A 25,310-nucleotide genomic window follows, 5' to 3' on the forward strand; every position below is an offset into this window, starting at 1 on the left:
AACCATAAAATTTTCTGTACATCAAATGCTTTCCATAAAGTGTTTACAGGCAATCGCTAATTTATATTGTCTGTTATGGGTAAAATATATTGTCAGTAAACGTTCCGCCAGAAATCCAATGTAACGGTTCTGATAGCTGTCTGTCTTTATCCCTATTTTTTCCTCACAATAGGAAAGAATCGGGAAAAGCCATTTACAGTAATCATCCAGTATTTCTTTACGTGTAATAAACATGTTATAAGCATAATAATAGATTCCATTTTGCACTTTATCAGCGGTGCTCATGTACTCTGGATGTATGCTTTTTATGGCCTCTAGCATAATATCCCAATCTTTTTCTTCATGATCACTGCAATATTGTTGCCTAATACCAGCCATGTTTAAAACCGGAACCGTAGCAACAATATCTATATCAGAATTTAGTAACTTCCTTGCCTGTTCCTCGGATATATCAAATTTTCTACGGTAATGACTTAGACCAACATATTTGGACTTATCATGTTTCCAGATCCAGTAAAGTGCCGTGAGTTCACAATATTGAGGATTTTTATCCGAAATATTTTCTCCTACACAGTCACGCACGGGGAACATCTCTATATCTGTCAATGCGGCTCCCACCTGAATAGGAATTTCAAAACTCCGCAGTTTGCTTTCTTCCTTCAATGTCCTATCTGCAATACTATGAACCACATAAACATGCAGCTCATTTTCCAATGCCTCGTTTAAATCAATATATGTCAATCCATTTTCTGCTTGATTATTGTATAGCCAATTTCCACGAATATTGCTCCATATATCACTGTCAAAAGATATTGGAATCAACCGGGAAAAACCTTTATCCCGCAACTCTTTCATGGCTTCCTTGATATGTTTTTCGTGAAGAGCAACCAATATTTTCTTTTCTTTATACCCTGCCGCATGTTCTAAATCCAATACCGGAATACCCTCTATTTCATCAGGATTACCCTCCATACTTCTAACAAGGAAACTTGTAACTGATAAATTATAAGGTGCATCCTTAAGACATACTTTAAGCGCTTTGCCCATCACGCCTGCGCCATAAATGACCACTTCACCTTCTTTTATTAATTCTGTTATCAGTTCCTCTTTATAAAGCATATTTTCTTCCATTGTCCCGGCCTTTCAAAATCTGATCATATACTTTTACGATTTCATCCGCATTACGTTCCTTCGTAAACAGTCCTCTTACTTTCTCCCTTCCCAGTTCTGCCATTTTCTGTGCACTATTTTTATCATTAAATGCATTTCTTATTTTTAACGCTAAATCTTCAGCATTCCCATACTGGTACAAATAGCCTGTCCTTTTGTCTTCAATAATCTCTACAGTTGCACCCTTATCTGCCCCTATTACCAGACATCCCGCCAGCTGTGCTTCCACCGTAACTCTCCCAAAAGCTTCTGCGCCAGAACAAACAACCACCAAATCCGCCCATAAATACCACTTGGCAATTTCTTTACTACGACCATAAAAAGACACATTGTCTATTAATCCGTTTTCTTCTATATACATTTTTAATTCATTGGCATATTGAGGTTCTTCATTCCCAACAAATACAATTTCAAATCCATTACACCCCTGCTGCTTCAATAGCAACACCGCTTCTAAAAGCTGTTTCTGCCCTTTCAAAGGTATGATCATCCCAGGCATCAAAATCTTTATTTTTTTTTCTGCCAATAGTTCATGATTTTTACAGTAAAATGTTTCTATATCTATTCCATCATATATTTTATGCACAATAGATGTGCACAAATTTTTATAAGCCACCCCTATATAATCTGAAACTACAATTACTGCATCTGAACAATTGAGCAGTTGAAAAGCTTTTTCCTCGTCATAAAACCAATATCCCTGCTCCTTTATATACTCCCTTAAATGCCATACCACCGGTATATTTGTCTCTCTTGCTGCAATTGCTCCGACATAGGTGTAGGTCGTGTTATTATGTACCAGCTTTATCCTACATTTTTTAATAAGTTCTCGGATTGCATGAATTGCACTATCGTTTTCCCTCAATTCCTTATTTTCACAACTTCCACTCTTTACCAGCCAATCCTTTGACAGAATGTATGTATAATCAATATGATTGGCCCGTAAGAGTTCTTCGCCGCTCCCATAGGATGGTAAAACTACAAGCGTTGGAATTCCTCGCTTGTTAAGTTCGCAGTTCAAATCTATCATGCATAAAAAGGCCCCTGAAGAACAATTATTGTCTGAAGCCATGAAAAGTATATCTCTGGCATCATCTGTAACAGGGTGTTCCTGATTGTATCTGGCTACATATGACTTTTCCATTTCTTCAAACAGGGAATCATCCACAATATCAAAATCATAAAAATTATTATCATGCAGTGTATTGATAATGTTTTGATGGGCATCCGGCAAAGTTGATACAATAATATGTACGTTTTTACAAGAAGACGCATATTCTCGAATCTCATATATCTTCTGTCCAAGGAACATCATATCTTCTTTTTCTTTGCGAGATACCACAAAAGCAATTCTTTCTTTTAAGATTCCGCCCATCAATAATTGGTCAAAGACAAGGCTGCCTACCATTCCAGCACCATATATTAATATTTCATGATTGTCTTTTTGAAGTTTTTGCAGTAGGTCTAATTCCTTCATTTATATACTCTTCTCCCCAATATTCTTTATAGTTCTCAGCTTAACGCATTACCACTTCAAAAACTAAGTAAGGTCATCACGGAACCTAACACCCCCTATGATGACCCAAACCATTCTTTTTTCTAAAAATTTCTATATAATTTCATCAATATAATATTTGGGTATATTCTCAAATATTGTATCTAAATACAAACGTAAAGCTCTGTTATAATCTAATACCGAAATAATCATTAACGTATTGTTTGCATCCATTATTTCAGGTATTATTTGTGGCTTTGTCAATTTTTCTCTCCATGTTGTCATATCATTTTCTTTGAGACCGTTTCTTAAAGAACTACAAGGGATTCCATCTATTTCACCATTTTCAATGGTTCTATCCATAATGGCTAATTTAACATCCTCAATCTTTTTTATTTCCTGTGCTAAAAGTTTTCCAATATATCCATAACCATAAATGTAAACTCTATTGCACTTACTATTCTTTAAAAAATCTCTTATTTTTCCCTTCCTATCTTCTTCAGCAATCCATCTCGTCAAAAAATAATATCTAAGTTTCCAATCTTCAGCCTCATTAAGCCTTCTTTCACATGCAAATTGGGGTAAGCAGTTTAAATCCTGTCCTTCCTGGTACTTCGTTGCAATCATATATACATCATTAAATGCGCAATCCCACTCCCCGGAAACACTATGTTCAGGTACTCCGCCCACAGTAACATCTATCACCGTCAAACCTGCAAATTTAGCCAGTGCCCTGAATCCATTCCCAAAATAGCGATAGCAATCATATGGATATCTATGTTCCGCTCCACCATTTGGCGCTGTTATGCATACAATCCCACCTGGTTTTAATTTTTTATAAATTTCTTTTATTGTAAGCCATGGAAATTCTATATGTTCAAACGCTTGTCCCGATATTATGTAATCAAAACTTTCATCCTCTAAACAATCCCAACAGTAAATGTTTTCCGGAACCACATCAACATTAGGACCAGCCTTTATGTCGAGACCTATATATTCTACATTACATCCTTCCAATAAATCTTTATAGCCACCATTCACGCTATAACTTCCTTTATCCAGTAATCTTTTGCCCTCCCCCCCCCGCATTTCTACCAATATAATTTGTTATAAACCATTCCATACGCAACATAGTAGATATATGCATCCTTGTTTTCCTCCAAATATTACAAAATACTTTTTTATTCCATTTTTCGATATATTAATGTCAGCTTACGGCTTAATCTGTTAATCGTTCTATTTCTCTTAAGCTTTTTCTCAATGCATAAATATGCACAAGTTACACAATTCCAAAAAGTATAATAAAAGATTTATGGGCTGAAGAACCGATATTTAATGAAATACAACAAACGCTATTGGTAGCAGCCTTTAAAAATATGATAGAGGCAGATGACGCTGCTCAGGAATACAGTTCCAAGGAGGAGCTTCCAACATTTATTTATAATTTTTAAGGCTCTGAAAAAGGTGATGAAATGATAACAATAAATAATATGGATATATTTGATACGTTGTGCAAGCTAAATAAGCCAATTATTGTGTGCGGAAATCAGGACAAAATTAATGTAATTATCAAAATATTAACAGCATGTAAGATTCAAATAAAAAAAATATAATCAATTATAAGGGCATTTATGAGTTGCTTTACGAGGGTATGGAAAACACTCTTGTATTTGTAGTACCTTCCAGTAAAGAGGAGCAATTTCAATGGGAATCTCTGCTGGCGGATATTGGTTTTCTGCAATATCAAAATTATACTATATTTCAAAACAATGGTAATGTTGCTGATTGGCGCGCTATCGATGTAAATGTTGGATATACATATAAATCTATCGATTCATTTAAAGATGGATATTACCAATATGGTAAAAATGATGCGGAAATAACAATAATAACATTAGGTGGATCTACAACATCTTCATATGAAATGTGGGAAGTAAGATCATGGCCATAAATATTAACATAAAAATTTTGCTATATTGGTAAAAATGTTAGGATATTAAATGGAGGAATCGCCAGATACAATTCGTATCAGGAGCTTCTCAAAATTTTGAGAAATATTAATGGTATACAACCGGATTTTGTAATTAGTTTTAGCGGCTTAAATGATGCTGTATATAGTAATTATAACTATCCTTACTATGCACCGCACACTCAGGCTATCTACGAAGGTTTTGTAAATAATATCGATAAATACTGTCTCCCCTTATCATATGGTCTAAGAAGTTCAAAGGAGCCAAGAGAATTATGGATTAAAAATATGAAATACATCTTTGAAATATTAAAATTCAATCAAGTAGATTTTCTTGCTTTTATACAGCCCTTTATTATTAGCGAAGAATATGAAATGGATTATGAAGAGAAATACCTGATAAATGCGGAAACAGAAATTTTAAAGTGCCTTGAATTGGAACGTGATTTTTTATGTAACATAAAATCACAAATTAATGATATCGAATTTATTAAAGACATTAGCGATTGTTTTAAAGGTAAAAAAGGACTGTTTCGGGACCAATATCATGTGTATGAAGAAGGAAATGCTATTATTGCAGAACACATATATAATGAAATCATAGCGAGGTTTAACTATTGTGCGTAATATTTTTAAATTGAATCCCCAAGTGTCTATGGCCAGTAAAATAGCTATATATGGGGCAGGAAAAAGTGGAAGAAATGTGAAGAAAAAACTTAATCATATGGGAATCGATGTCCATGCATTTATCGATTCTGATGAGCTAAAAATGGGTACAATTTGTGATGGCATAATGATTCATGAAATAAATTGGTTAAAAGAAAACAATGCAATCTGCATTATACCTGGCGGTTTCCAAGAAAAAATATATATGGTGTGCCACAAAAATTCTATTAAAAATCTTTTTTTAGATTTTAAGGAAGGATTTGAAGTCATATTGGCGGAAACAACTACTCAAAGCCTTTATGCACTAACAGATGAAATCAGGAAAAAGAAAATATATATTTTAGGTACAGGTAAATATAGCAGGAGATTATTTATATTATTAAATTCTGTATATGACAATATAAAAATAGAAGGATTTTTAAGGTTTTCTTTAGATAAAAACTATACTGGTAATAGTATTTTCAATCACAAAATTTTTAATTATACCGAATTGGCAGATGACAATATAGCTATTTTTAGTACCAAAATCAATTTCTTGTTTAATTGAATATCATGAATTAAAGGAGAACTGTTATTTTGAAGCTTTATAAATTTACCTTTTCTCAAGTGCTGTACAATTTTTATCACCGGAACACTCCAGTACACCCACCTTTTTCAAATATCTGGATATAAGATACAATACTTGTGGATAGTTTGTAAAATTCTTGTCAATATTATTTACCAAATATCAAATATATTCAAAAATGCCCTGAATAGCATTAGATACATGAATCATTTCAGAAATTGGTAGTCTATCTGCTTTTTTATAACCACGAATAGATAGATCCAGCAATGCAAGCTTTTCGCAATGCATATTTAATAATAGGAATTCCTATTATTTCACTACTGATATTCAAAAATTTATTTTCCCTTAAATTCAGCTGCTTTTTCTTCCAGTGTTTTATGGCAAAATGGTTTTTTAAAGTATTCACACCATTTGATATTGTTACTTCTTTTACTTACACCTGCATGCAAAATCTCCTTATAATTTAGTACATACCGCATAAGAAAAATCATCAATCTATATTTACGCATATCAAGGTTTCTATGGAAACTTTGATGATCTATTGGTACAGCCCTAAATCAAAAATATAAGACTGCTGTTGCCCTTTGGGGGTTAATTTCTGCATTAACCCCGTGCCTGTACAGCTGCCTGATGCAATAAAAAAACCACACCCTGACAATAAAACCATTGCACACAAATAATCGGCCCCATATTGCCAGCCATCTCCTGGTTTCCAAGTATCTTTTTCTTTTTGGCCTGCTATGTATTCTCCTTTTTGTAAGACAAATCGTTTTTGGTCTACATATTTGACCCTATTCCCAAATGCTGTCTTCATCTTTTCAAGCGCCTGGGCATCCTCCGTAGCTACAAAAATGTTTTTAAAGCTCCATTCCCCTTTAGAAAGTTCTCTTATTTTCTCAATTACTTGTTCAGGTGTTGCTTGAACTGCATGGCCGGGCGGCTTTGATGCAGCATAATCTGTTCCACGGTTCAGTACGCCAAGTGTCTTTTCCGGTTCCTTCAAAACACGTTTTCGGTATCCGTCAATATGCTGCAATACCCCGCCATTGATACCAGCCCTAACCCGCCAGTAATTCTTCCCACTCATCACCAAACAAAACGACTTTCCCACTATATTCATTGAAGCATTACTGGTACATTAAAACTGAGTATTCATTTACTCCATAAAGACATACGCATTCATATAAATTAAATACCGATGTATCTATTCGCTGTATATCACAATTATAAAGATGGCTATAGCTTGTTGCATGATATTTTGCTAATACAATCGGATTTCCCTCCGGATCTAAAATTGGCACTGGTCCATAAATATGTTTATTTGTATATATTTGCGAAAAAACATTCTCTTGAAGTATTTCTTAACAATTTTCATCAATTTGCTGATTTTTTATATCTTCACCATTAATATATAATTTATTCCCGCATTTTTGAATCACACAAATTACATCATCCTCATGCTCCTTGGTACAAAACTCTCTTAGTATCTCCTGGGATAAATCTTCTTCGTTTATCGTATATATTACTCCATCAACCAATTTTATTATTGTATTATTTCCTGCATTTATGAATGCTGCAGCCTGGCGTTACTGCAAAGTTAATCGTGGCGAAGGTCTGTTTCATAAAAGCAAATTATCTTCAGAAAACAGTTCCATTATAAGCAGTCAGATATCAAAACAACAATCAACCTGTTTCGCGAGCTAACTTTATATTAAGAAAAGAATCTGAAGGAGTGCATCCTTCAGTAGCGGTTTGCAAAATTTTTGCAACAATCATCAAATGAACGTGTCTATTGTAATAAAGCCAATACGCCCTGCTTACTTTGATTCGCCTGGGCAAGCAAAGTCTGCCCTGCCTGGGCGATTATACGATTGTTGGAATACTTTACCATTTCTGCAGCCATGTCTGTATCACGAATGGAAGACTCTGCCGCAGTAGTATTTTCCACAATATTATCCAAATTTCTGATTGTGTGTTCCAAACGGTTTTGTATGGCGCCAAGGTTGGCACGGGTCTCGGATACATCAGAAATCGCGCTTTTAACGAAAGCATTTAAAGCGTCAAACTGGTGCATGCAGGGAGGATTGTCAACTAAAACTTCTTCGGAGCCTGATCCGACTGCAGTCCTGTCATCAATATCGGTAGTGAGTCTGTTTTTAACATTTTCATCTGTGATTGCGTTATAAGAAAAGCTATGAAAAATGGTCAAATCATAAGCGGCTAAAAGATGACAGTGCCCGGGTGAACCCCATGGTTTAATTGTATTAACATCTACATAATCAAACTTAGCAAATGTTGTGTTGCTGCTGGCCAAAGGAGCCCAGAAAACATGATCTCCCGGAACTGTTGTTGGATCCACAGGGCCATCCGTAACAAAACAAGAGGGTGTGTGATCGCTTGTTTGATAACAGATTCCCTTGGCAAGGGCGCTGGCAATCAAATCATTACTGGAAAAATTGCCAATAGAAATAGATACATATTGTTCGGGTTCTGCGCCTACCTGTAACTGCTTGTTTTGGAAAGTACCGTCCAGAAGATTCTGGTCATTAAAGCTTGTGGCAGAATGTACACGGTCAATTTCATTCATTAACTGTCTGACTTCCAAGGTGATATAGACCCGATCTTCCGTAGTTAGGGTTCCTGTGGAGCCTTTGACGGCCAGTTCATTCATACGCTGCAGCATATCGTGAACTTCCGTCAAAGCGCCTTCCGCTGTCTGGATGCAGGAAATTCCATCCGCCGAATTGGCGGAAGCCTGGGTGAGTCCTCTTACTTGGCGGCGCATTTTTTCCGATATAGCCAACCCTGCCGCATCATCTGCGGCACGATTGATTTTATATCCTGAGGATAGTTTCTCCGTAGATTTTGCCTGACTCTTGTTGGTCAAATTAAACATACGATTTGTATTCATTGCTGTCATATTATGAATGATAACCACGATGTATACGCCTCCTGTATAGATTTTTCATTATTTGATAAAAAATAAATTTTTATTAAATTTATATCGGATTATATATTCTAATTCTTAATGCTAAAAGAGGATGTGTTGTATCTATTTTGGGGCGTCTCTTATACATAAAAATAAGTAGTCATAGAATAAGGATAAGGCCCCACTTGGTTCATTGCCCGCGAGAATCTTTTTCTTACATCCCATCACCCAATCAAACATTTTTTCCCTTCGAAAGCAAACCCATATTTTTTGATGTTTTCCGGTAAAATACCATCCGCGACTAACTCTGCTTCGTACTTTTTCGTCTCAATCTGGGCAAGAGCATTTGCAACCGTTTCTTCAAGGCTCAACTCGTTTTCAACTTTGTCAAGAACCTTAAATTCAAAAATAAATGCCTTGTCTTTTTTATCAAATGGTTCCAGCATTACATCGTATCTTCCATAACCGCTTTCTCTGTTTGACCTGATTCTGTATCTGTCTGACAGGTCAACAACCATTCCCAGCACAAATCCATGATAAAAGCGTTCCGGTTCAGCATCCTGTGAGGGCCTTTTTCCGCTGTCAAAGGAGCTGAATGTCTCAAGTGCAATCCTATTCATGAAAGCATTCATTTTTTTTATGTTATCTTCTAAAAGCGCTTTGATGAATTCATTATAGCCTGATTTGCTCCTGCCGTTGAACCATCCACGTATCATCTTTGCAAACATTCTCCTTACTTCATGGTTGGTCAGGGCTAATTCATACTTTTCATCCTCGAGGCTGTCGCCTATATGAGAATTATCGATAGATACTACTTTCAGATAACCGCCTGCCAGCAAAAGGCTCCAAAGGGCATTTTCATCCTTACCAAGCTGATCATATATCATCTGCTCATCAATTGGAATTATGATAGTCTTACCATTGAGCAGCCATTCAAAGTCTTTTTTGATATCTGCACTGCTCTCCCGTATCAGCCTGTTTACAAGTCCGTTTGAGCTAGTATCCGCCCAGTAGGATTTGTATACCGCACCATTTCCAATAAAGGAACTAATTGACCATGGATTATAGACATCTGCTATATTACCGAATGTAAAACCATCATACCATTTTTTTACCCCTTGTTTTTCCTCTGAAAATCCCATATCATCCAATGCCTGAAAAACTTCTGATTCCGTAAATCCAAAGTAAGGTGCAAATTTATTAGAAGTAGTTGTTAGCACCTCAAGGTTATTTAAATCCGAGAAGATAGACTCTTTAGAAATTCTTGTGATTCCGGTGATCAAACCTTTCAGCATATAGGGGTTAGACTTAAATGTAGCATTAAAAAAACCTCTGAAAAAATCGGTTGCTTCATTCCAATAACCTGACAACCATGCTTCCTGCATAGGCGTATCATATTCGTCAAGCAAAATTATGACTCGATTGTTATGATAGCGGCTTACAAAATTAGTCAGCGCATTAATGGCATCTACCACTATTTTTTTCTCCATTCCAGGTACGATACTTTCATAGTATTGTTTTTCCCTGTCACTAAGCACATCTCCCTCAAGCAGATAACGGTTTTGTTCGTAGATATCAAAAATAATCTTTGTAATTGCATACTCCATCCCTGCATAATCTGTAGATTTTATTTTTGCAAAACTTAAAAATATTACAGGGTATGCTCCTTGATGACTTCTAAACTTTTTTTCGTTCCATATGGAAAGTCCCTGAAACATGTCTCCTCTGTCTGCATATTTATTAGAGAAGAAACATTCCAGCATGCTTAAATTTAAAGTTTTCCCAAATCGGCGAGGGCGGGTAATCAATGTGGCGGTGGCGCCGTTATCCCACCAGTCTTTTATAAAATTCGTTTTATCTACATAAAAAGCATCTCGTTCTCGGAGCTGCTCAAAATTTTGTATCCCTAAATCAACAATACCACGACCATCCATATCTATTTCCTCACAATTATTTTTTGATTTATAGATCCATAAAATCAGACATCACCTTAATATACTGACGGTTAATTCTGGAAGTTATTGGAAATTTATTACTGTTACTGTATCCTCCCCAATGCACGCAGCCGTGAAGGTTTCAGCTGTTATAAACAGTATACCATGGAACAATAAATACTCAACTGGAAACTTTAGCGTTAATGATGCATAGTGGTTTAAATGAAAGGAATTTCCATAATGATTATTATGTGGTTTTAGTAAATTTGTTATATTTTATTGCCAATTCTTATAAATAAATGTTGGAAGCTCCTCCTTGGAACCGTATTCCTGAGCAGCGTCATCTGCCTCTATCATATTTTTAAAGGCTGCTACCAATAGCGTTTGTTGTATTTCATTAAATATCGGTTCTTCAGCCCATAAATCTTTTATTATAATTTGTGGGAATATCTATTTCCATTTATTTCGCATAGATGAAAAGACAGAAAAACTTGAATTTTTGATTACAATGTGCTAAAATTTATTTGTTTTTAGTGCACACTAATTTAATTCCAAAAAGTATACATTTTGGGACTGTGTAATTTATGCATATTTATACTCTGCCATAACATTGTACAAGGAGAAAATAGTGTAAATAAAATGTATTTGAAAATGTAACAGTCCTTTTCTTGTCCGAAGCAAAAGCGCCAGGCGGCCCGGATAGTCTGTGTCTGCCCTTTTTGTTTATCAAACGGTAGTGATGAGAATGGTATATGATAAATGAATTGAGGGATTTATGAAAAAACTAGCGGTAATCGTTCCTATTTATAACATGGATGCGTATTTGGAAGAATGTATAAAGAGTTTATGTAAACAAACATATACGGATTTGCAAATAGTTTTAGTTGATGATGGTTCAACAGATAAAAGTGGCTTAATATGTGATGAATATGCCCAAAAAGATAGAAGGATAATGGTAATTCATCAGGAAAATTCGGGAAAATTGAAGGCAAGACATAATGGACTGCTAGCATGTGACTGTGAATATGTTACTTTTGTTGATGCAGATGATTGGATAGATCCAAATACATACGAACTGACCGATGAGTATATGCGGAAAAAGATAGATGTCATAGTATTTGGAAAGATACTTGAAAAAGGTGATAAGGGTAGAACGTTTCCTGAATCAAATTATAGATTCGGCGAATATAACAGGTATGATATTGAAAAGAAGATATACCCATCAATCATCTGGGATTTTGATAAGAATAGAATAGGTTTAACACAGTCACTGTGCGACAAAATTTTTAAAAGGGATCTTGTGCTTAAAAGTTATGGCCTAACAGGAGGTTTAGGGAAACTGAATTATGCAGAAGATTCCCTGATTTTATATCCACTTATGCAGTGGGTCAATTCAATGTATATATTAGAAAATAATCCTTATCATTATAGAAAAACATCAGATAGTATACCAGCATATGTACGTAATGACGACTTTTTTCAAAAATTGTATGTTTGGTATAACCATTTAATAAATACAGTAATGCTAATACCTAATGCGCAGAAGCAGATTGATTATCTTTATATTTCTTTGGCAGAAACCAGAAAAGAATATTATGGAGATATAACTTCTCAATCTGAGTATATGTTCCCCTTTCATCTGGTTCCCTCCGGAACAAAAATTATTCTTTGGGGAGCTGGGAAAGTAGGAAAAATATATTATGAACAAATTGCGCGGCTTTCCTATTGTAGTATAGTTGCCTGGGTCGACAAAAATTATCAGGAATACAGTGAAAGTGATGTAAAAAGTATAGATATAGTAAACGAAGATTTGGATTTTGATTATATAGTCGTGGCAATCTTCTCCGAGACAGTCAAGGAGGAAATTGTTTCGTGGCTAAAGGGACGTAGAATATCTGCTCACAAAATAATTTGGTATAAGGAATGAGGTTAATAGAAAGGAATACCATGACAAACAATGTGTTTAATCTTGATGAATTTATATCTAAGTATGTAACCAAACGTCAGGAAAGTATGTTTTGGACAGATATTGTACGCAACCAGAAAAATTTGTCAAAAAAGATTCAAGATAAAACCATTTTAATAATTGGTGGAGCCGGCAGTATAGGCTCATCATTTATTCAAGCCATTCTTCCATTTAGGCCAAAAGCATTAGTAGTTGTTGATATTAATGAAAATGCTTTGGCAGAACTCACAAGAAATCTACGCAATACTAGGGGAATATACATACCTGATGATTATATAACATATCCAATGGATTATGCAACTCCGGTATTTAAAAAGATGTTTATAAATAGAGGTGGCTTTGATGTAGTTGCTAATTTTTCAGCACATAAGCATGTAAGAACCGAGAAAGATATATATTCCGTGGAAGCACTTATACAAAATAATGTGCTACACACGAAAGAATTACTGGAATTACTTACGCAGTATCCGCCTGAAGAGTATTTTTGTGTCTCCACCGATAAAGCGGCAAATCCAGTGAATATCATGGGTGCAAGCAAAAGAGTGATGGAAGATGTTATCTTTAGCTATTCAGATAAGTTTCCGGTAAAAACGGCAAGATTTGCTAATGTAGCATTTTCTAACGGTTCACTTCTAGCAGGATTTTTAGACAGAATAGCAAGATGCCAGCCAATAAGCGCACCTTTAGATGTCAGGCGTTACTTTGTATCTCCGAAGGAAAGTGGACAAATATGTTTGCTTGCCTGCATGATAGGAGGAAACAGAGAAATTTTTATTCCCAAGCTTAAGGAAACACAAATGATGACATTTGATTCTATAGCTGTCTCATTGTTAAAAACATATGGGTATGATGTGTTTTTGTGTGGTTCTGATGAAGAAGCTTTAAATAAAGCAGAGGATTTAGTAAATGGCAGTAAGGTGTATCCGGTACACTTTTCTGTCTCAGATACGTCTGGCGAGAAAGCTTATGAAGAATTTTATACTGATTCAGAATTGGTAGACATGACGCGTTTTGATTCGCTAGGAGTTATTGTTGGGAAAGAGATACCTGACCGAAAAAAAATCGATCTACTTTTTAATAATTTGCTCAGTGCTTTCGAAAAAAACAGTACTACAAAAAAGGAAATTGTAAAAATCCTCAGTGGCTATTTGCCGGATTTTGAACATATAGAAAAAGAAAAATCTTTAGACAGAAAGATGTGATAAGTTGCGAACTAATATCGAAAAGCTGAAACAATATGAGGGTAACGAGGACCTTACTATTGTTGAAGCAATGCAAAAAATCGACAGGAATAATAAAGGAATATTATATATCGTTGACAAAGATAAAAGAATGCTTGGCAGTCTTACTGATGGAGATATCAGAAGATGGATCATCAAAACAGGTGATTTAAATGGTAAGGCTAAACAGGTTATGTATACCAATACCAAATATTTATTGGCACATGAGAGCAAGAAAGCACAGGAGTACATGTCTGTCGAAGGCCTTAATTCTGTACCAATTTTAGATTCAAACCGAATAATTGAAGATATCATATTTTATAATAATAGCCTTGGCAAAAAAAATAAAAATTGTATGGCACTTTCCCAAATACCAGTAATCATCATGGCCGGAGGAAAAGGAACACGTTTGTATCCATATACCAAAATCCTTCCTAAGCCGCTTATTCCCATAGGCGATATACCAATACTGGAAAGAATTATCGGGAAATTCAGAACGTATGGCGTAAATGAATTTTATCTTACAATAAATTATAAGAAAGAAATGATCAAGTCTTATTTTAATGAGATTAATCCTGATTATACAATTCATTATATAGAAGAAAATATTCCTTTGGGAACAGCAGGAAGTATAGAGCTTATAAAAGAGGAATTTAATACACCAATTATTGTCAGCAACTGTGATACATTGATTGAGGATGATTACGAGGAAATTTTAAAGTACCATAAAGAATCCGGTAATGCATTAACCATAGTATCAGCTCTGAAAAATACGATTATCCCTTATGGCGTAATACATTCCCAGGAGCAAGGAATTATCTCTTCAATAGAAGAAAAACCAAGTATGTCATATTTTATTAATACGGGAATGTATGTAATAAACCCGGAACATCTAAAAAAAATTCCCAGAGGGCAAATATTTCATATGACAGATTTGGCAGAACAGCTTATAACAGATTCACATAAGGTGGGAATGTTCCCAATCAGCGAAAATTCTTTTCTGGATATGGGCGAATTTGAGGAAATGAAAAAGATGGAGGATAGGATTAATCATAATTTCACTTGCTGAAAGGGAGGTTGATATGAAAGGAACAGTATACATAGTACATTGTGTGGATACAGAAGGACCTTTATACGAAGCTTCAACTGTGCCTTTTGAACAGATAAAAAATATTTTTGGTTTTGAGATAGAGCCTTCAAGGGAAAACCTGCTCCGATTGCAAAAAGGTGAAATGGATCTTAAAGGGAAAGAAGATGCCGTAAAAAACATAGTAGATATACATAGAATTACGACAAGAGGCTCCTGGGAAGAAATCCATGAAATGTTAGATGTTGTAACATCTAGTGATTACCGAAACAAACTACAGGATTCTAATGGAAATGGATGGATATATAACTGGTTCTGCATGGATCATGTAGGATTTACAGGGAAAAATCCAAGGAAAAGGGATGTCGGATATCATAAAATATTTGATAGGTATCTAACTCTAATAAACCAACAAGAAGCTGGTGATTTTATTGGATTCCATTATCATCCACTTCCGATATCAGGAAATTATAATGATTCGGGGACATCATATTGGGGTGGAGAAAACTTAAATCAAATATTGACCAGAAAAATTATCGACCGTTGTTGGTTTCCTACTGCATTCAGACCAGGATTTCATACAGAAAGACCAGATTCTAATTGGTTTCTGGAACAGTGGATACCATTTGATTACGGAAATCAGTCAACGGAAATAACTGAAACAGGACAAACAGACCTTGCCGATGGTAGATTTGGCGATTGGAGACATGCTCCTCTAGAATGGTTCCCATATCATCCGGCTCACGATGATTATCAGTTGAAAGGCGCCTGTAGAAGATGGATAACCCGTTGCCTGAATATGTATGCAAGAACCAGGCAAATAACACAACAGCATGTAAATAATGCTTTTAAGTCTGCATCTGAAGGGAATAATGTTATTCTGGCTTTTACGGATCACGATTATAAAGATATGGAATTCGAAATTAATCGAATCAGAAACATGATTGTTATAGCGCATAAGGACATCCCGGAAGTTCGGTTTGAGTACTGTAACGCAGTTGATGCAATGCGGAAAGCACTGAATTTATCCTATAACAATTATTGTCTTGATGCAGATATTGTAATAAATGGCAATTATGAATGTCTTGTGGTTACGGTTGATCATGATATCTTTGGACCACAACCATTTCTTGCCTTAAAGACAAAAAATGGGAAATATATCTGGGAGAATTTTGATGTATCCATTCCAAAAAGAAAATGGACATATACGTTTGATACAAATACGATATCACTACATGATGTGGATACGATAGGAATTGCAACAAATAATGGCTACGGGATTGCCAGGGTGGTTTTGCTGCGTGATGGTATAAAAGAAAAATATGTTTATAATGCATAATGAATACAAGGAGTAGTGCGAAAAATAAATTTATCACATGCAGTATTATGTCGGGAGAACAAAGTGAATAAATTACGAAAAAGGCATGGCTGTTAATATGAGAAAATTGGTTCTGATAGGTGGTGGCGGGCACTGCAAATCGGTAATTGATACTGTGAAAAGGTTGCATTTGTATGATGAAGTTGTAGTTACAGATCCGCATTTCCCTTCCTGTAGAGAGATTTTGGATATAAGGATTGTTGGCGGCGATGAAATGCTAAGCAAATTAAAAAATGCAGGATTTCATGAGGCTTTTATTACGGTTGGAAGTATAAAAAACACACAATTAAGAGAATCTTTACATCGTAAAGCCTGTGACTTAGGATTTATTATTCCTAATATAATTGATCCTTCAGCATGTGTATCAGAATATACGGTCATGGAGAAGGGTATATTTATTGGAAAAAATGCAATTGTTAATGCAGATGCCCGTATCCATGAAATGGCAATTATTAACACAGGTGCAATTATAGAACATGAATGCGTGATTGGTAAATATTCACATATAGCAGTAGGGGCAGTATTGTGTGGTGGTGTATCAATCGGAAACCATTCACTGGTTGGTGCAGGGACTACTATCATCCAAGGAATTAAAGTAGGAAGTCACTCGCTGATTGGAGCTGGGAGCACAGTACTATGTGATGTAGAAAATAAGCAGCTAGTAAAGGGATTGGTTAAGTAAGATATGGGTAGGACATTAATTATTGCAGAAGCGGGGGTTAATCATAACGGCGACCTTTCTATGGCAAAAGAGTTGGTTTGGACAGCAAAAGATTGTGGCGCGGATATAGTAAAATTTCAAACTGCAAACATTGATTCTCTGGTTTCGAAATCTGCTCAAATGGCAGAATATCAGCAAAAGAATACAGGGCAAAAGAAATCACAGAAAGAAATGCTTAGAAATATTCTTCTTAAATTTGAGGATTTTAACGAATTAGCTAACTGCTGTATAAAAACCGGAATACAGTTCCTTTCTACGCCATTTGATATTGAAAGCGTACATTTTTTAAATAAATTTCAGAACATCTGGAAAATTCCATCCGGAGAAATTACTAATTATCCATATCTTGTAGAGATAGGCCGTACAAAAAAGAAGGTAATATTGTCAACTGGTATGAGTGAACTTAGTGAAATTTATGATGCGGTAAACACACTAAAAAATAATGGAACAAAAGATATAACCCTTTTACATTGTACTACAGAATACCCAGCCCCAATAGAAGAAGTCAATCTTAATGTAATGGAAACATTGAAACAAGAGTTTGGATGTTCAATTGGATATTCGGATCATACTCAGGGAATAGAAATTGCGTTGGCCGCAGTTGCTATGGGTGCAGAGATCATTGAAAAACATTTTACTTTGGATAAAAATCTTCCAGGGCCAGATCATAAGGCAAGTCTTGAGCCTGATGAATTAAAGGACATGATTAAATGTATAAGGAATATAGAGCTCGCACGTGGTACAAATATTAAGAAACCTACAGTCTCAGAATTAAAAAATAAAAACATTGCCCGAAAGAGTATTGTCGCTGCAAAAACTATCAAATATGGAGAGCCTTTTACAGAAGAAAACCTTACAACAAAAAGACCTGGGACTGGTATTTCTCCTATGAAGTGGAATGAAATTTTGGGAAAGAAAGCAGCACGCTGCTTCGAAGAAGATGAATTGATTGAATTATGAAAAAGGTAGCAGTCGTAACTTCTACAAGAGCTGAATATGGCATATTGACACCGCTTATCCGAGCAATTGAAAAAGATTCGGATATAGAACTTGAATTGATAGTGACAGGAACACATCTGTCAAAAAAATATGGTTATACTGTTTCTTTCATAGAAGAAGATGGATTTCCTATCTCTCACAAAATTCCTATTATGACTGAGGGAAATCTACCCTGTGATATTTCAGAAACAATGGCAAATGCATTGAAAGGTTTTGCACATTGTTTTGTTAATGATCCACCAGATATGCTGGTGATACTGGGAGACAGGACAGAGATGTTAAGTGTTGCAGCCGCCGCAATGAATGAACATATCCCAATTGCCCATATCCATGGAGGGGAAGTAACGCAAGGCGCTGTTGATGACTGTATCAGACATTCTCTTACAAAGATGAGTTTTCTACATTTCACATCAACGGAAATTTATAGAAAAAGAGTCATCCAGTTAGGAGAGAGCCCAAGCAGGGTCTTTAATGTTGGCGCTCTTGGAGCTGAGAACATATTACATGAAAGCTTGATGGCAGAAAGCGAGATCAAAAATATATTGGAAATTCCTGCTAGTATGAACTATGCCGTGGTGACATATCACCCGGTAACATTGGAAACTTTTATGGCAGAAAAACAAACAAAAGAGCTTTGCATGGCAATGCATCAGGAACATGAATTATTCTATTTGATCACAATGGCAAATGCTGATTCAGGTGGTGATGATGTAAACCGGATACTAAGTGAATATGCCAAAAAACATATAAAAAATACAAAGTTAGTTTCTAATTTAGGGATGAAAAAATATTTGAGTGCCGTTAAGTATGCCTCATTTATGCTTGGCAATTCATCCAGCGGAATCATAGAAGCTCCGGTGCTTGGAACCCCGACAGTGAACATTGGTGACAGACAAAAAGGGCGATTTATGGCTGAAACGGTGATAACCTGTGAACCTACACATGAAAGCATTGTGTATGCCATAAATGCAGCTAGAGCAAGGAAGCATAAACCAATGTACATATATGGCGATGGTAAGACTTCCCAAAAAATAGTGGAGATAATCAAGAGATATTTGTTTGAAAAAGAAATATCTCTTAAAAAGAATTTTTATGATTGTGGAGTGATAGTGTAATGAATAGAAAAGAATATTGGAATAAGGAATACACAACATACTGGAAAGCGATGACAGAAGAAGCAAATAGTGAAGGAGCTATAAGCAGAATTAAGAAAACAACATCAGGTGATTATAAAACTCCTGGTGAGAAAATAATAATAGAATTTTTTGAAAGTTTACACTACGAAAAAACAGATAAATTACTGGATTATGGATGTGGTTTTGGAAGGTTTTATCCTTTCTTTAATAGAATAACTGATTATTATGGGATAGATATCTCCCAGGCTATGATTGATGAATGTATCAGCAGGTATCCTGAAGATGCTGAAAAATTTATTGTGGCCGAAGGAGAAAGACTTCCATTTGAGGATAACTATTTTAATAAAATAATTTGTTATGGCGTATTTGATGCCTGCTATCAGGAGAATGCGATTAGTGAGATGCTCCGGGTTAGCAAAGTTGGGGGAAGTATTTTGGTCACCGGTAAAAATACTGAATATTATGATGACGATGAACAGGCACTCATTGCAGAAGAAGCTGCTAGAAAAAAAGGACATCCAAATTATTTTACGAATGTAAAAAGTTTGGTATCTCAACTTGGACAATATGCTTACTTGAAACAGGAACGGTATTTTACTTATAGGGGTGATTTTGCAAATGCAAAATATACTGATTTAATGCCTGATAAGTTCTATGAATGGGCATTGGTGATTGAGAAGAAAAATCATCTGGATATTCATTTTGAAAAATTTTCAGATGCTTATTCAAATACATGGAAGAAAAAAATAATTAAAGTACAAAATAGAATTATAGATGGAGAAGACACAAAGTGAAAGTCTTAGTTGTGGGATATGGCTCTATGGGGAAACGGAGGATACGCCTTTTGCAGAGATTGATCGGGGATGTGCATTTTGTTTGTGTAGATAGAGATCCCAGACGTCTTGAGCAGGCTAGAAAAGCCGGTCATCAAGGGCATGAAAATTTAGGGCAGGCTATAGATCATCTGCCGGATTTGGCATTTGTATGTACCTCGCCAGGACATCATGCGGAAATTATACTGCAATTGGTAAACGCCAGAATAAATGTATTTACGGAGTTGAACCTGGTTGATAAAGATTATGATTCTATTATGGCAAAAGCCGAAGAAAATAAAACAACTATATTTATGTCTAGCACTATGCTATATGACAAAAGGATAATGGCTATTGACAAAATTGTAAAAAAGCATAAGAAACCGGTTACATATATTTATCATGTAGGGCAATATCTGCCTGACTGGCATCCGTGGGAAAGCTATAAAGATTTTTTTATTGGAAAAAAAGAAACAAACGGTGTAAGGGAAATTTATGCAATACAAATGCCATGGCTTATTGATACTTTTGGAAAAATAAATGCAATATCTTCGATCTCACAAAAATGTACAGACTTGGACATTGATTTTAGTGACAGTATTATAGCTAGTTTTAAACATGATAATGGAAATATTGGTGTATTTGCCGTAGACATCGTTTCAAGAAAAGCAACTACTCATTTGGAAATTATCGGAGAAGATATTCATCTTTTTTGGGGTGGCCATAATGACGATTTGTTTATATATGAGTCAGACACAAAAAAAATGAAACCTATAGAAACATATGACTCAATTATCCATGAAGAAGGATACTCAGATAATATTATTGAAAATCGATATGAAGAAGAAATTCGAGATTTTTTAAGTATGGTATATAAACATACTAAGCCACGGTATTCACTTGAGGATGATAAATATACTTTAAAGATAATCGATAAAATAGAAGGGCGCATAGAATGAAGTTTTTATTCATAGGCCTAGGCTCTATTGCCAGGCAGCATATAAATAATCTAAAAGAATTGTGTCCTAATGGCTGCATCACAGTATTTCGCAGTGGTAAAGGAAAAAGACTGACTAGAGAACTGGGCGAGATAATAGATAGAACTGTATATAATATATATGAATTGGAGCCGTGGTATGATGCTGTATTTATTACGAATCCGACTAGTATGCATTATGATTCGTTATGCAGGTACCAAGACAAAAGCGATCATTTTTTTATCGAAAAGCCTGTATTCCAAACAGGCACCGAAGACATTAGGCGCTTTTTAGAATCAGAGAAAACATATTATGTTGCCTGCCCACTAAGATATACCAATGTAATTCAGTATGTAAAAAAAAATATTGATTTTTCCAGTATTTATTCTATCAGATGCATATCTTCTAGTTATCTTCCTGATTGGCGCCCGGGAATTGATTACAGAGATACCTACAGTGCACATAAAAGGCTGGGCGGAGGCGTTTCTATTGATTTGATCCACGAATGGGATTATCTACACTATTTAGTTGGGAAGCCCAGAGATATGAAATGCTTTATACGCCGAAAATCCGATCTGGAGATAGATTCAGATGATATTGCTGTTTATATTGCTGAATATGAAGATAAAATCGTGGAATTACATCTTGATTATTTTGGCAAAGAAACCATTCGCAAAATAGAACTGTTTGCTAATGAAGATACCATAATCGTGGATCTTATAAAACAACAAATCGAATGGCTTAAACAGGGAAAAAGGATTGAATTGCAAGAGGAACGTAACGAATTTCAGAAGCGTGAACTAAAACATTTTTTCAATATTATGGGGGGCCAATGTATCTGCGATAATGATCTGGAAAATGCATGTGAAGTTCTCCGTATTGCAAGAGGAATTATATGAATATTTTATATACAATATGTGGGCGAGCTGGTTCAAAAGGATTTAAAAATAAGAATTTGAAAATGATGAATAATGTTCCATTGATTTTTTACACATTAGCGGCTATCCGTTTATATCAGGACGCTCATCCTGAAGATCGTATTTTTGCAGCATTAAATACTGACAGTAAAGAATTGATGGATATTGTAAGTAAACAAACTATTTTCCCGTTTGTCAGTTTGGTGAATCGAAAGGAAAATTTGGCGGGGGATACGGTAGCCAAAATTGATGTTATTAAAGATACATATCTGACCATGAAAAAAGATAGGGTTATTGATGTTGTAATCGATCTTGATATAACTTCACCTCTGAGACGGATTTGCGATATTGAAAATGTATTGGCTAACTACAGCGCTAATGAAAATTACGATTTAGTATACAGTGTTGTTAAATCCAGACGCAGTCCGTATTTTAATATGGTGGAAAAAAAGAAAAATAATTATTTCGGTAAAATATGTCAATCCGATTTTATTGCTAGGCAACAGGTATCAGCAACATATGAATTAAATGCCAGCATATATGCATACAGACCAGGATTTTTGGAATCAGAAATAAAAAAAACAATTTTGGAATACAGATGCGGAATTGCTATAATGCCGGATTTTTTGGTATTAGATATTGATTCGGCAGACGATTTTAAAATGATGGAATATCTGCATCAATATTACTGTCAGCATGATGAGGGACTTAAGTTGATTTACGATATCGCAATGGAAAAGTAAAAGGAGACTTTCACGATGAGATTTAGTACAGAGCATCAAAGAAATATTGCCTTTGACCTACTTCGATTAAAAAGAAAAGGGATTTCTATAACAAAATATTTTCAAAAAGGGGAACCTGTTGTTATTTACGGTTTAGATTTCCTTGGTAAGGAAATGTATTTTGAACTAAAAGAATGGGTCAATATAATTTGCTTTATCGATAGATCACATGATATGGAATTTTTTGACGGTATTCCAATTTTTTCGATAGATAATACGGCATTGAAAACATTTTTTATGAAATATGAAGAAGTTAATGTACTGGTAATGGTATTGTCTGACTGGCCTAATATTTCCAGTGGAATTCTTAAAAGATTTGAAAATGCAGTGCCAATATCTCCTTATTTAATAACAGCCTCATTAAAAGTAGTAAAAACGGATTATTTTGCACATAAGCAGCAGTCTACCATAGAAATTGTTAAAAAGATGGTAAACAATGAGGTAGTAAATATAAGTAATATTGTTTTGGTCGGCACTTCTTATACAGCGCTTTTAAGTACTTTAGTGCTTCCGGACTGGAAAAACTCTTTATTTTTGGCTGAGAGATTTTTTCCGTCAAAGGTTGTAGAGCAAATGACTGCAAATAATATTTTATGTCTCTATGAGGAAGAAGCCGGAGAATTTTATGATATTTGTTATATGATTGCCGCATACGCTCGACAAAAGGATATTCCTATTTATGGCCATGATCACATGCTCCTTTCAAGGAGTTTTTTTGAAAATACAATTACCGTTATAGAAGATGGCGATGCAAATTATGATTTTAAACATGCCGTGACCTATCATAATATTTTGGATAATGGAAATACATATTATCCGTTTGGTTTCGATAAGAATGTGAGTAAGGTATTCCTCACAGGTCTCATGGATGTTCCGAAGGAATTAGAGACAAAGGCAGAGCGTATTGTGCCGTCAGCATTATGGAAACTAAAAAGTGAAGCAGAAAAAAGAATGATCTCAAATATATTTTCATTTCCATATTGTGAAATATTAAATTTAGTTCAAAATGGCAAAAATATTATTTTTCTAACAGAAGCTTATGCTTATGTAAATGGAGATAATGTAATTTCTGTAGAAAAGCAGATAGAGCTATATAAAGAAATTTTGTCAAATTATGATTCGGATAGGATATTCATTAAGCCGCATCCATCAGATAATGCAGATTATGCAACGCTGATGCCGGAGTATAAGGTTATTTCGAAACAGTTTCCAATGCAGATGCTTAAATGGACAGGTATAGAGTTTAAAAAAATTATTTTACTTTGGGGAACGACATGTATGCATGTCTTTGCCAATGATTTTAATGTTGATGTACATAAGGATATTCTTTATAGGTATGGAATTCTACATTAAATGATAAAAAGTCTAATGGAACAGGAGTAAAAAGATGAAATGGATGAATAAAGGACATGAATTAGATGGTTTTGGTGAAAAGCTGGTTCAGATGTTCCAAAAAAAACAGAAAAAAATATATATTTTCGGAGCAGGGTTATTAGGGGGAGAATTAGTCAAAACTTTGGAAAAATATAAATGTTTTGCTGGTTATATTGATAACGATTTGAGTAAACAGGTTTTAGGAATAGATGGTAGAACTGTTATTTCACTTGAACAATATATAGATAATGGTGGGAATGGCTTTATTGTAATAGCCGCAAACGAAAAAAACATTCCTGCAATAGAAGGACAGCTAGGCAGTAAAGGACTTATAAGGGGCGAAGATTATTGGAGATATACAGAATTTATAGGATATATTTTTCCTATCTTATCTCTCTATGAATTTGATCTTTTATATGTGGATACAGCACAAATCTGCGTCACAGAGAGATGTAGTCTTAAATGTAAAGATTGTGCACACGGATGTTTTGCGGTAGATACTCATAGCCAAGATATGAGTATTGAGATGGCAAAAGAAAGTGCAGATGTTTTTTTCTCTAAGGTCGATTATGTAAGGGAATTTGTGTTAATTGGAGGAGAGCCATTTCTATATGCTAATCTTTCGAAAATAATTGAATATATAGGCAAAAAGTATCGTGACAGAATAAATATTTTTTCCATTACAACGAATGGGACGATCATACCAAAAACAAATATTCTTAAATTGTGCAGTAAATATGAAATCTTGATACGTATTTCTAATTACTCTCAAGCAATAAAGAGTTTAGAAATGAAATATCAACAGTTGATAAACCAACTTGAGAAGGCGTACGTTTCCTATATTCTTGGAGATAAAGAATGGAAATGGGTAGACTACGGATTTAGGACAGTTGATAGAAAATGGAACAGCGATGAACTGATACAGGTATTTGATAATTGTAGAACTCTTTGCAGAGAAATACGAGGAAACAAATATTACTATTGTGTTATGGCACGAAGCATCTCGACAAATTTAAAATTTGGTGTAGGAAAAGATGATTATTTAGATTTAAACGATATAGATGAGCGTGATAAAAAGATAATATTGGAATTTCAAGTAGGATATTCTGACAAAGGATATTTGGATATGTGTAATCATTGCAATGGTGGAGATGCGGTAAACTATCCAATTCCGGCGGCAGAACAGTTTAGAAAACAATAGGAGATGTGTTTG

At 35.0% G+C, this 25,310-nt stretch carries 22 protein-coding genes; 16 read left to right on the plus strand and 6 right to left on the minus strand.

Features of this window, described 5'->3' with window-relative positions:
• Positions 1–21 precede the first annotated feature (21 nt).
• From D5281_RS07790 to D5281_RS07800, 3 genes are all read right to left on the minus strand, one after another.
• Positions 22–1,119 (minus strand): DUF4422 domain-containing protein, encoded by a 1,098-nt coding sequence (locus D5281_RS07790; RefSeq protein ID WP_160559605.1) that lies wholly within the window; start codon positions 1,117–1,119, stop codon positions 22–24.
• The gene (locus D5281_RS07795) at positions 1,109–2,647 is read right to left on the minus strand and encodes a glycosyltransferase family 4 protein (RefSeq protein WP_160559606.1); all 1,539 of its coding nucleotides are present in this window, start codon (positions 2,645–2,647) and stop codon (positions 1,109–1,111) included. The genes D5281_RS07790 and D5281_RS07795 overlap by 11 nt, the downstream gene beginning before the upstream one ends.
• 132 nt (positions 2,648–2,779) lie before the next feature.
• Positions 2,780–3,754 (minus strand): methyltransferase domain-containing protein, encoded by a 975-nt coding sequence (locus D5281_RS07800; protein ID WP_277935242.1) that lies wholly within the window; start codon positions 3,752–3,754, stop codon positions 2,780–2,782.
• Positions 3,755–4,316: 562 nt separating this feature from the next.
• Here D5281_RS07800 and D5281_RS07805 point away from each other — a divergent pair.
• From D5281_RS07805 to D5281_RS07815, 3 genes are read left to right on the plus strand one after another with little or no spacing between them, the layout of a single operon-like run.
• Complete coding sequence (locus D5281_RS07805) at positions 4,317–4,616, plus strand: hypothetical protein (RefSeq protein WP_160559608.1); 300 nt, start codon at positions 4,317–4,319, stop codon at positions 4,614–4,616.
• A gap of 57 nt (positions 4,617–4,673) precedes the next feature.
• Positions 4,674–5,261, plus strand: coding sequence for a hypothetical protein (locus tag D5281_RS07810; RefSeq protein ID WP_330584890.1), 588 nt, complete (start codon positions 4,674–4,676; stop codon positions 5,259–5,261).
• A complete protein-coding gene (locus D5281_RS07815) occupies positions 5,254–5,847 on the plus strand; it encodes an LbetaH domain-containing protein (RefSeq protein WP_160559610.1) in 594 nt (197 codons plus the stop codon). Before D5281_RS07810 ends, D5281_RS07815 begins: the two co-directional genes overlap by 8 nt.
• A gap of 556 nt (positions 5,848–6,403) precedes the next feature.
• Here the strand turns inward: D5281_RS07815 and D5281_RS07820 are convergent.
• From D5281_RS07820 to D5281_RS07830, 3 genes are all read right to left on the minus strand, one after another.
• The gene (locus D5281_RS07820; RefSeq protein WP_160559611.1) at positions 6,404–6,985 is read right to left on the minus strand and encodes an O-fucosyltransferase family protein; all 582 of its coding nucleotides are present in this window, start codon (positions 6,983–6,985) and stop codon (positions 6,404–6,406) included.
• A 669-nt stretch (positions 6,986–7,654) separates the two neighbouring features.
• Complete coding sequence (locus D5281_RS07825; protein WP_330584883.1) at positions 7,655–8,803, minus strand: flagellin N-terminal helical domain-containing protein; 1,149 nt, start codon at positions 8,801–8,803, stop codon at positions 7,655–7,657.
• A gap of 215 nt (positions 8,804–9,018) precedes the next feature.
• A complete protein-coding gene (locus D5281_RS07830; protein ID WP_160559612.1) occupies positions 9,019–10,728 on the minus strand; it encodes an AAA family ATPase in 1,710 nt (569 codons plus the stop codon).
• A gap of 775 nt (positions 10,729–11,503) precedes the next feature.
• On the opposite strand from D5281_RS07830, the gene D5281_RS07835 reads away from it, so the two are divergent.
• The 13 genes from D5281_RS07835 (at position 11,504) to D5281_RS07895 (ending at position 25,298) form a co-directional block, all read left to right on the plus strand.
• A complete protein-coding gene (locus tag D5281_RS07835; protein ID WP_160559613.1) occupies positions 11,504–12,655 on the plus strand; it encodes a glycosyltransferase family 2 protein in 1,152 nt (383 codons plus the stop codon).
• Positions 12,656–12,675: 20 nt separating this feature from the next.
• Positions 12,676–13,896 (plus strand): polysaccharide biosynthesis protein, encoded by a 1,221-nt coding sequence (locus D5281_RS07840; RefSeq protein ID WP_160559614.1) that lies wholly within the window; start codon positions 12,676–12,678, stop codon positions 13,894–13,896.
• Between the two features lie 4 nt (positions 13,897–13,900).
• Positions 13,901–14,983, plus strand: coding sequence for a nucleotidyltransferase family protein (locus D5281_RS07845; protein WP_277935239.1), 1,083 nt, complete (start codon positions 13,901–13,903; stop codon positions 14,981–14,983).
• A 13-nt stretch (positions 14,984–14,996) separates the two neighbouring features.
• Entirely contained in the window at positions 14,997–16,340 is a 1,344-nt protein-coding gene (locus D5281_RS07850) for a hypothetical protein (RefSeq protein WP_160559615.1), read from the plus strand.
• Between the two features lie 97 nt (positions 16,341–16,437).
• The gene (locus D5281_RS07855; RefSeq protein WP_160559616.1) at positions 16,438–17,061 is read left to right on the plus strand and encodes an acetyltransferase; all 624 of its coding nucleotides are present in this window, start codon (positions 16,438–16,440) and stop codon (positions 17,059–17,061) included.
• A 3-nt stretch (positions 17,062–17,064) separates the two neighbouring features.
• Positions 17,065–18,060, plus strand: a complete 996-nt coding sequence (gene neuB, locus D5281_RS07860; protein WP_160559617.1) for an N-acetylneuraminate synthase — start codon at positions 17,065–17,067, stop codon at positions 18,058–18,060.
• On the plus strand, positions 18,057–19,214 hold the full coding sequence (gene neuC, locus D5281_RS07865; RefSeq protein ID WP_160559618.1) for a UDP-N-acetylglucosamine 2-epimerase: 1,158 nt from the start codon (positions 18,057–18,059) through the stop codon (positions 19,212–19,214). The genes neuB and neuC overlap by 4 nt, the downstream gene beginning before the upstream one ends.
• Positions 19,214–20,029, plus strand: a complete 816-nt coding sequence (locus tag D5281_RS07870) for a class I SAM-dependent methyltransferase (protein WP_160559619.1) — start codon at positions 19,214–19,216, stop codon at positions 20,027–20,029. Before neuC ends, D5281_RS07870 begins: the two co-directional genes overlap by 1 nt.
• Positions 20,026–21,006, plus strand: a complete 981-nt coding sequence (locus D5281_RS07875; protein ID WP_160559620.1) for a Gfo/Idh/MocA family protein — start codon at positions 20,026–20,028, stop codon at positions 21,004–21,006. Before D5281_RS07870 ends, D5281_RS07875 begins: the two co-directional genes overlap by 4 nt.
• A complete protein-coding gene (locus tag D5281_RS07880) occupies positions 21,003–21,923 on the plus strand; it encodes a Gfo/Idh/MocA family protein (RefSeq protein WP_160559621.1) in 921 nt (306 codons plus the stop codon). The genes D5281_RS07875 and D5281_RS07880 overlap by 4 nt, the downstream gene beginning before the upstream one ends.
• On the plus strand, positions 21,920–22,684 hold the full coding sequence (locus D5281_RS07885; protein ID WP_160559622.1) for an acylneuraminate cytidylyltransferase family protein: 765 nt from the start codon (positions 21,920–21,922) through the stop codon (positions 22,682–22,684). The genes D5281_RS07880 and D5281_RS07885 overlap by 4 nt, the downstream gene beginning before the upstream one ends.
• A gap of 15 nt (positions 22,685–22,699) precedes the next feature.
• On the plus strand, positions 22,700–24,076 hold the full coding sequence (locus D5281_RS07890) for a hypothetical protein (RefSeq protein WP_160559623.1): 1,377 nt from the start codon (positions 22,700–22,702) through the stop codon (positions 24,074–24,076).
• A gap of 34 nt (positions 24,077–24,110) precedes the next feature.
• Entirely contained in the window at positions 24,111–25,298 is a 1,188-nt protein-coding gene (locus tag D5281_RS07895; RefSeq protein ID WP_160559624.1) for a radical SAM protein, read from the plus strand.
• Positions 25,299–25,310: the final 12 nt, after the last annotated feature.

The sequence above is a fragment of the Parablautia muri genome, assembly GCF_009917485.1.
Lineage (GTDB): Bacteria > Bacillota > Clostridia > Lachnospirales > Lachnospiraceae > Suilimivivens > Suilimivivens muri.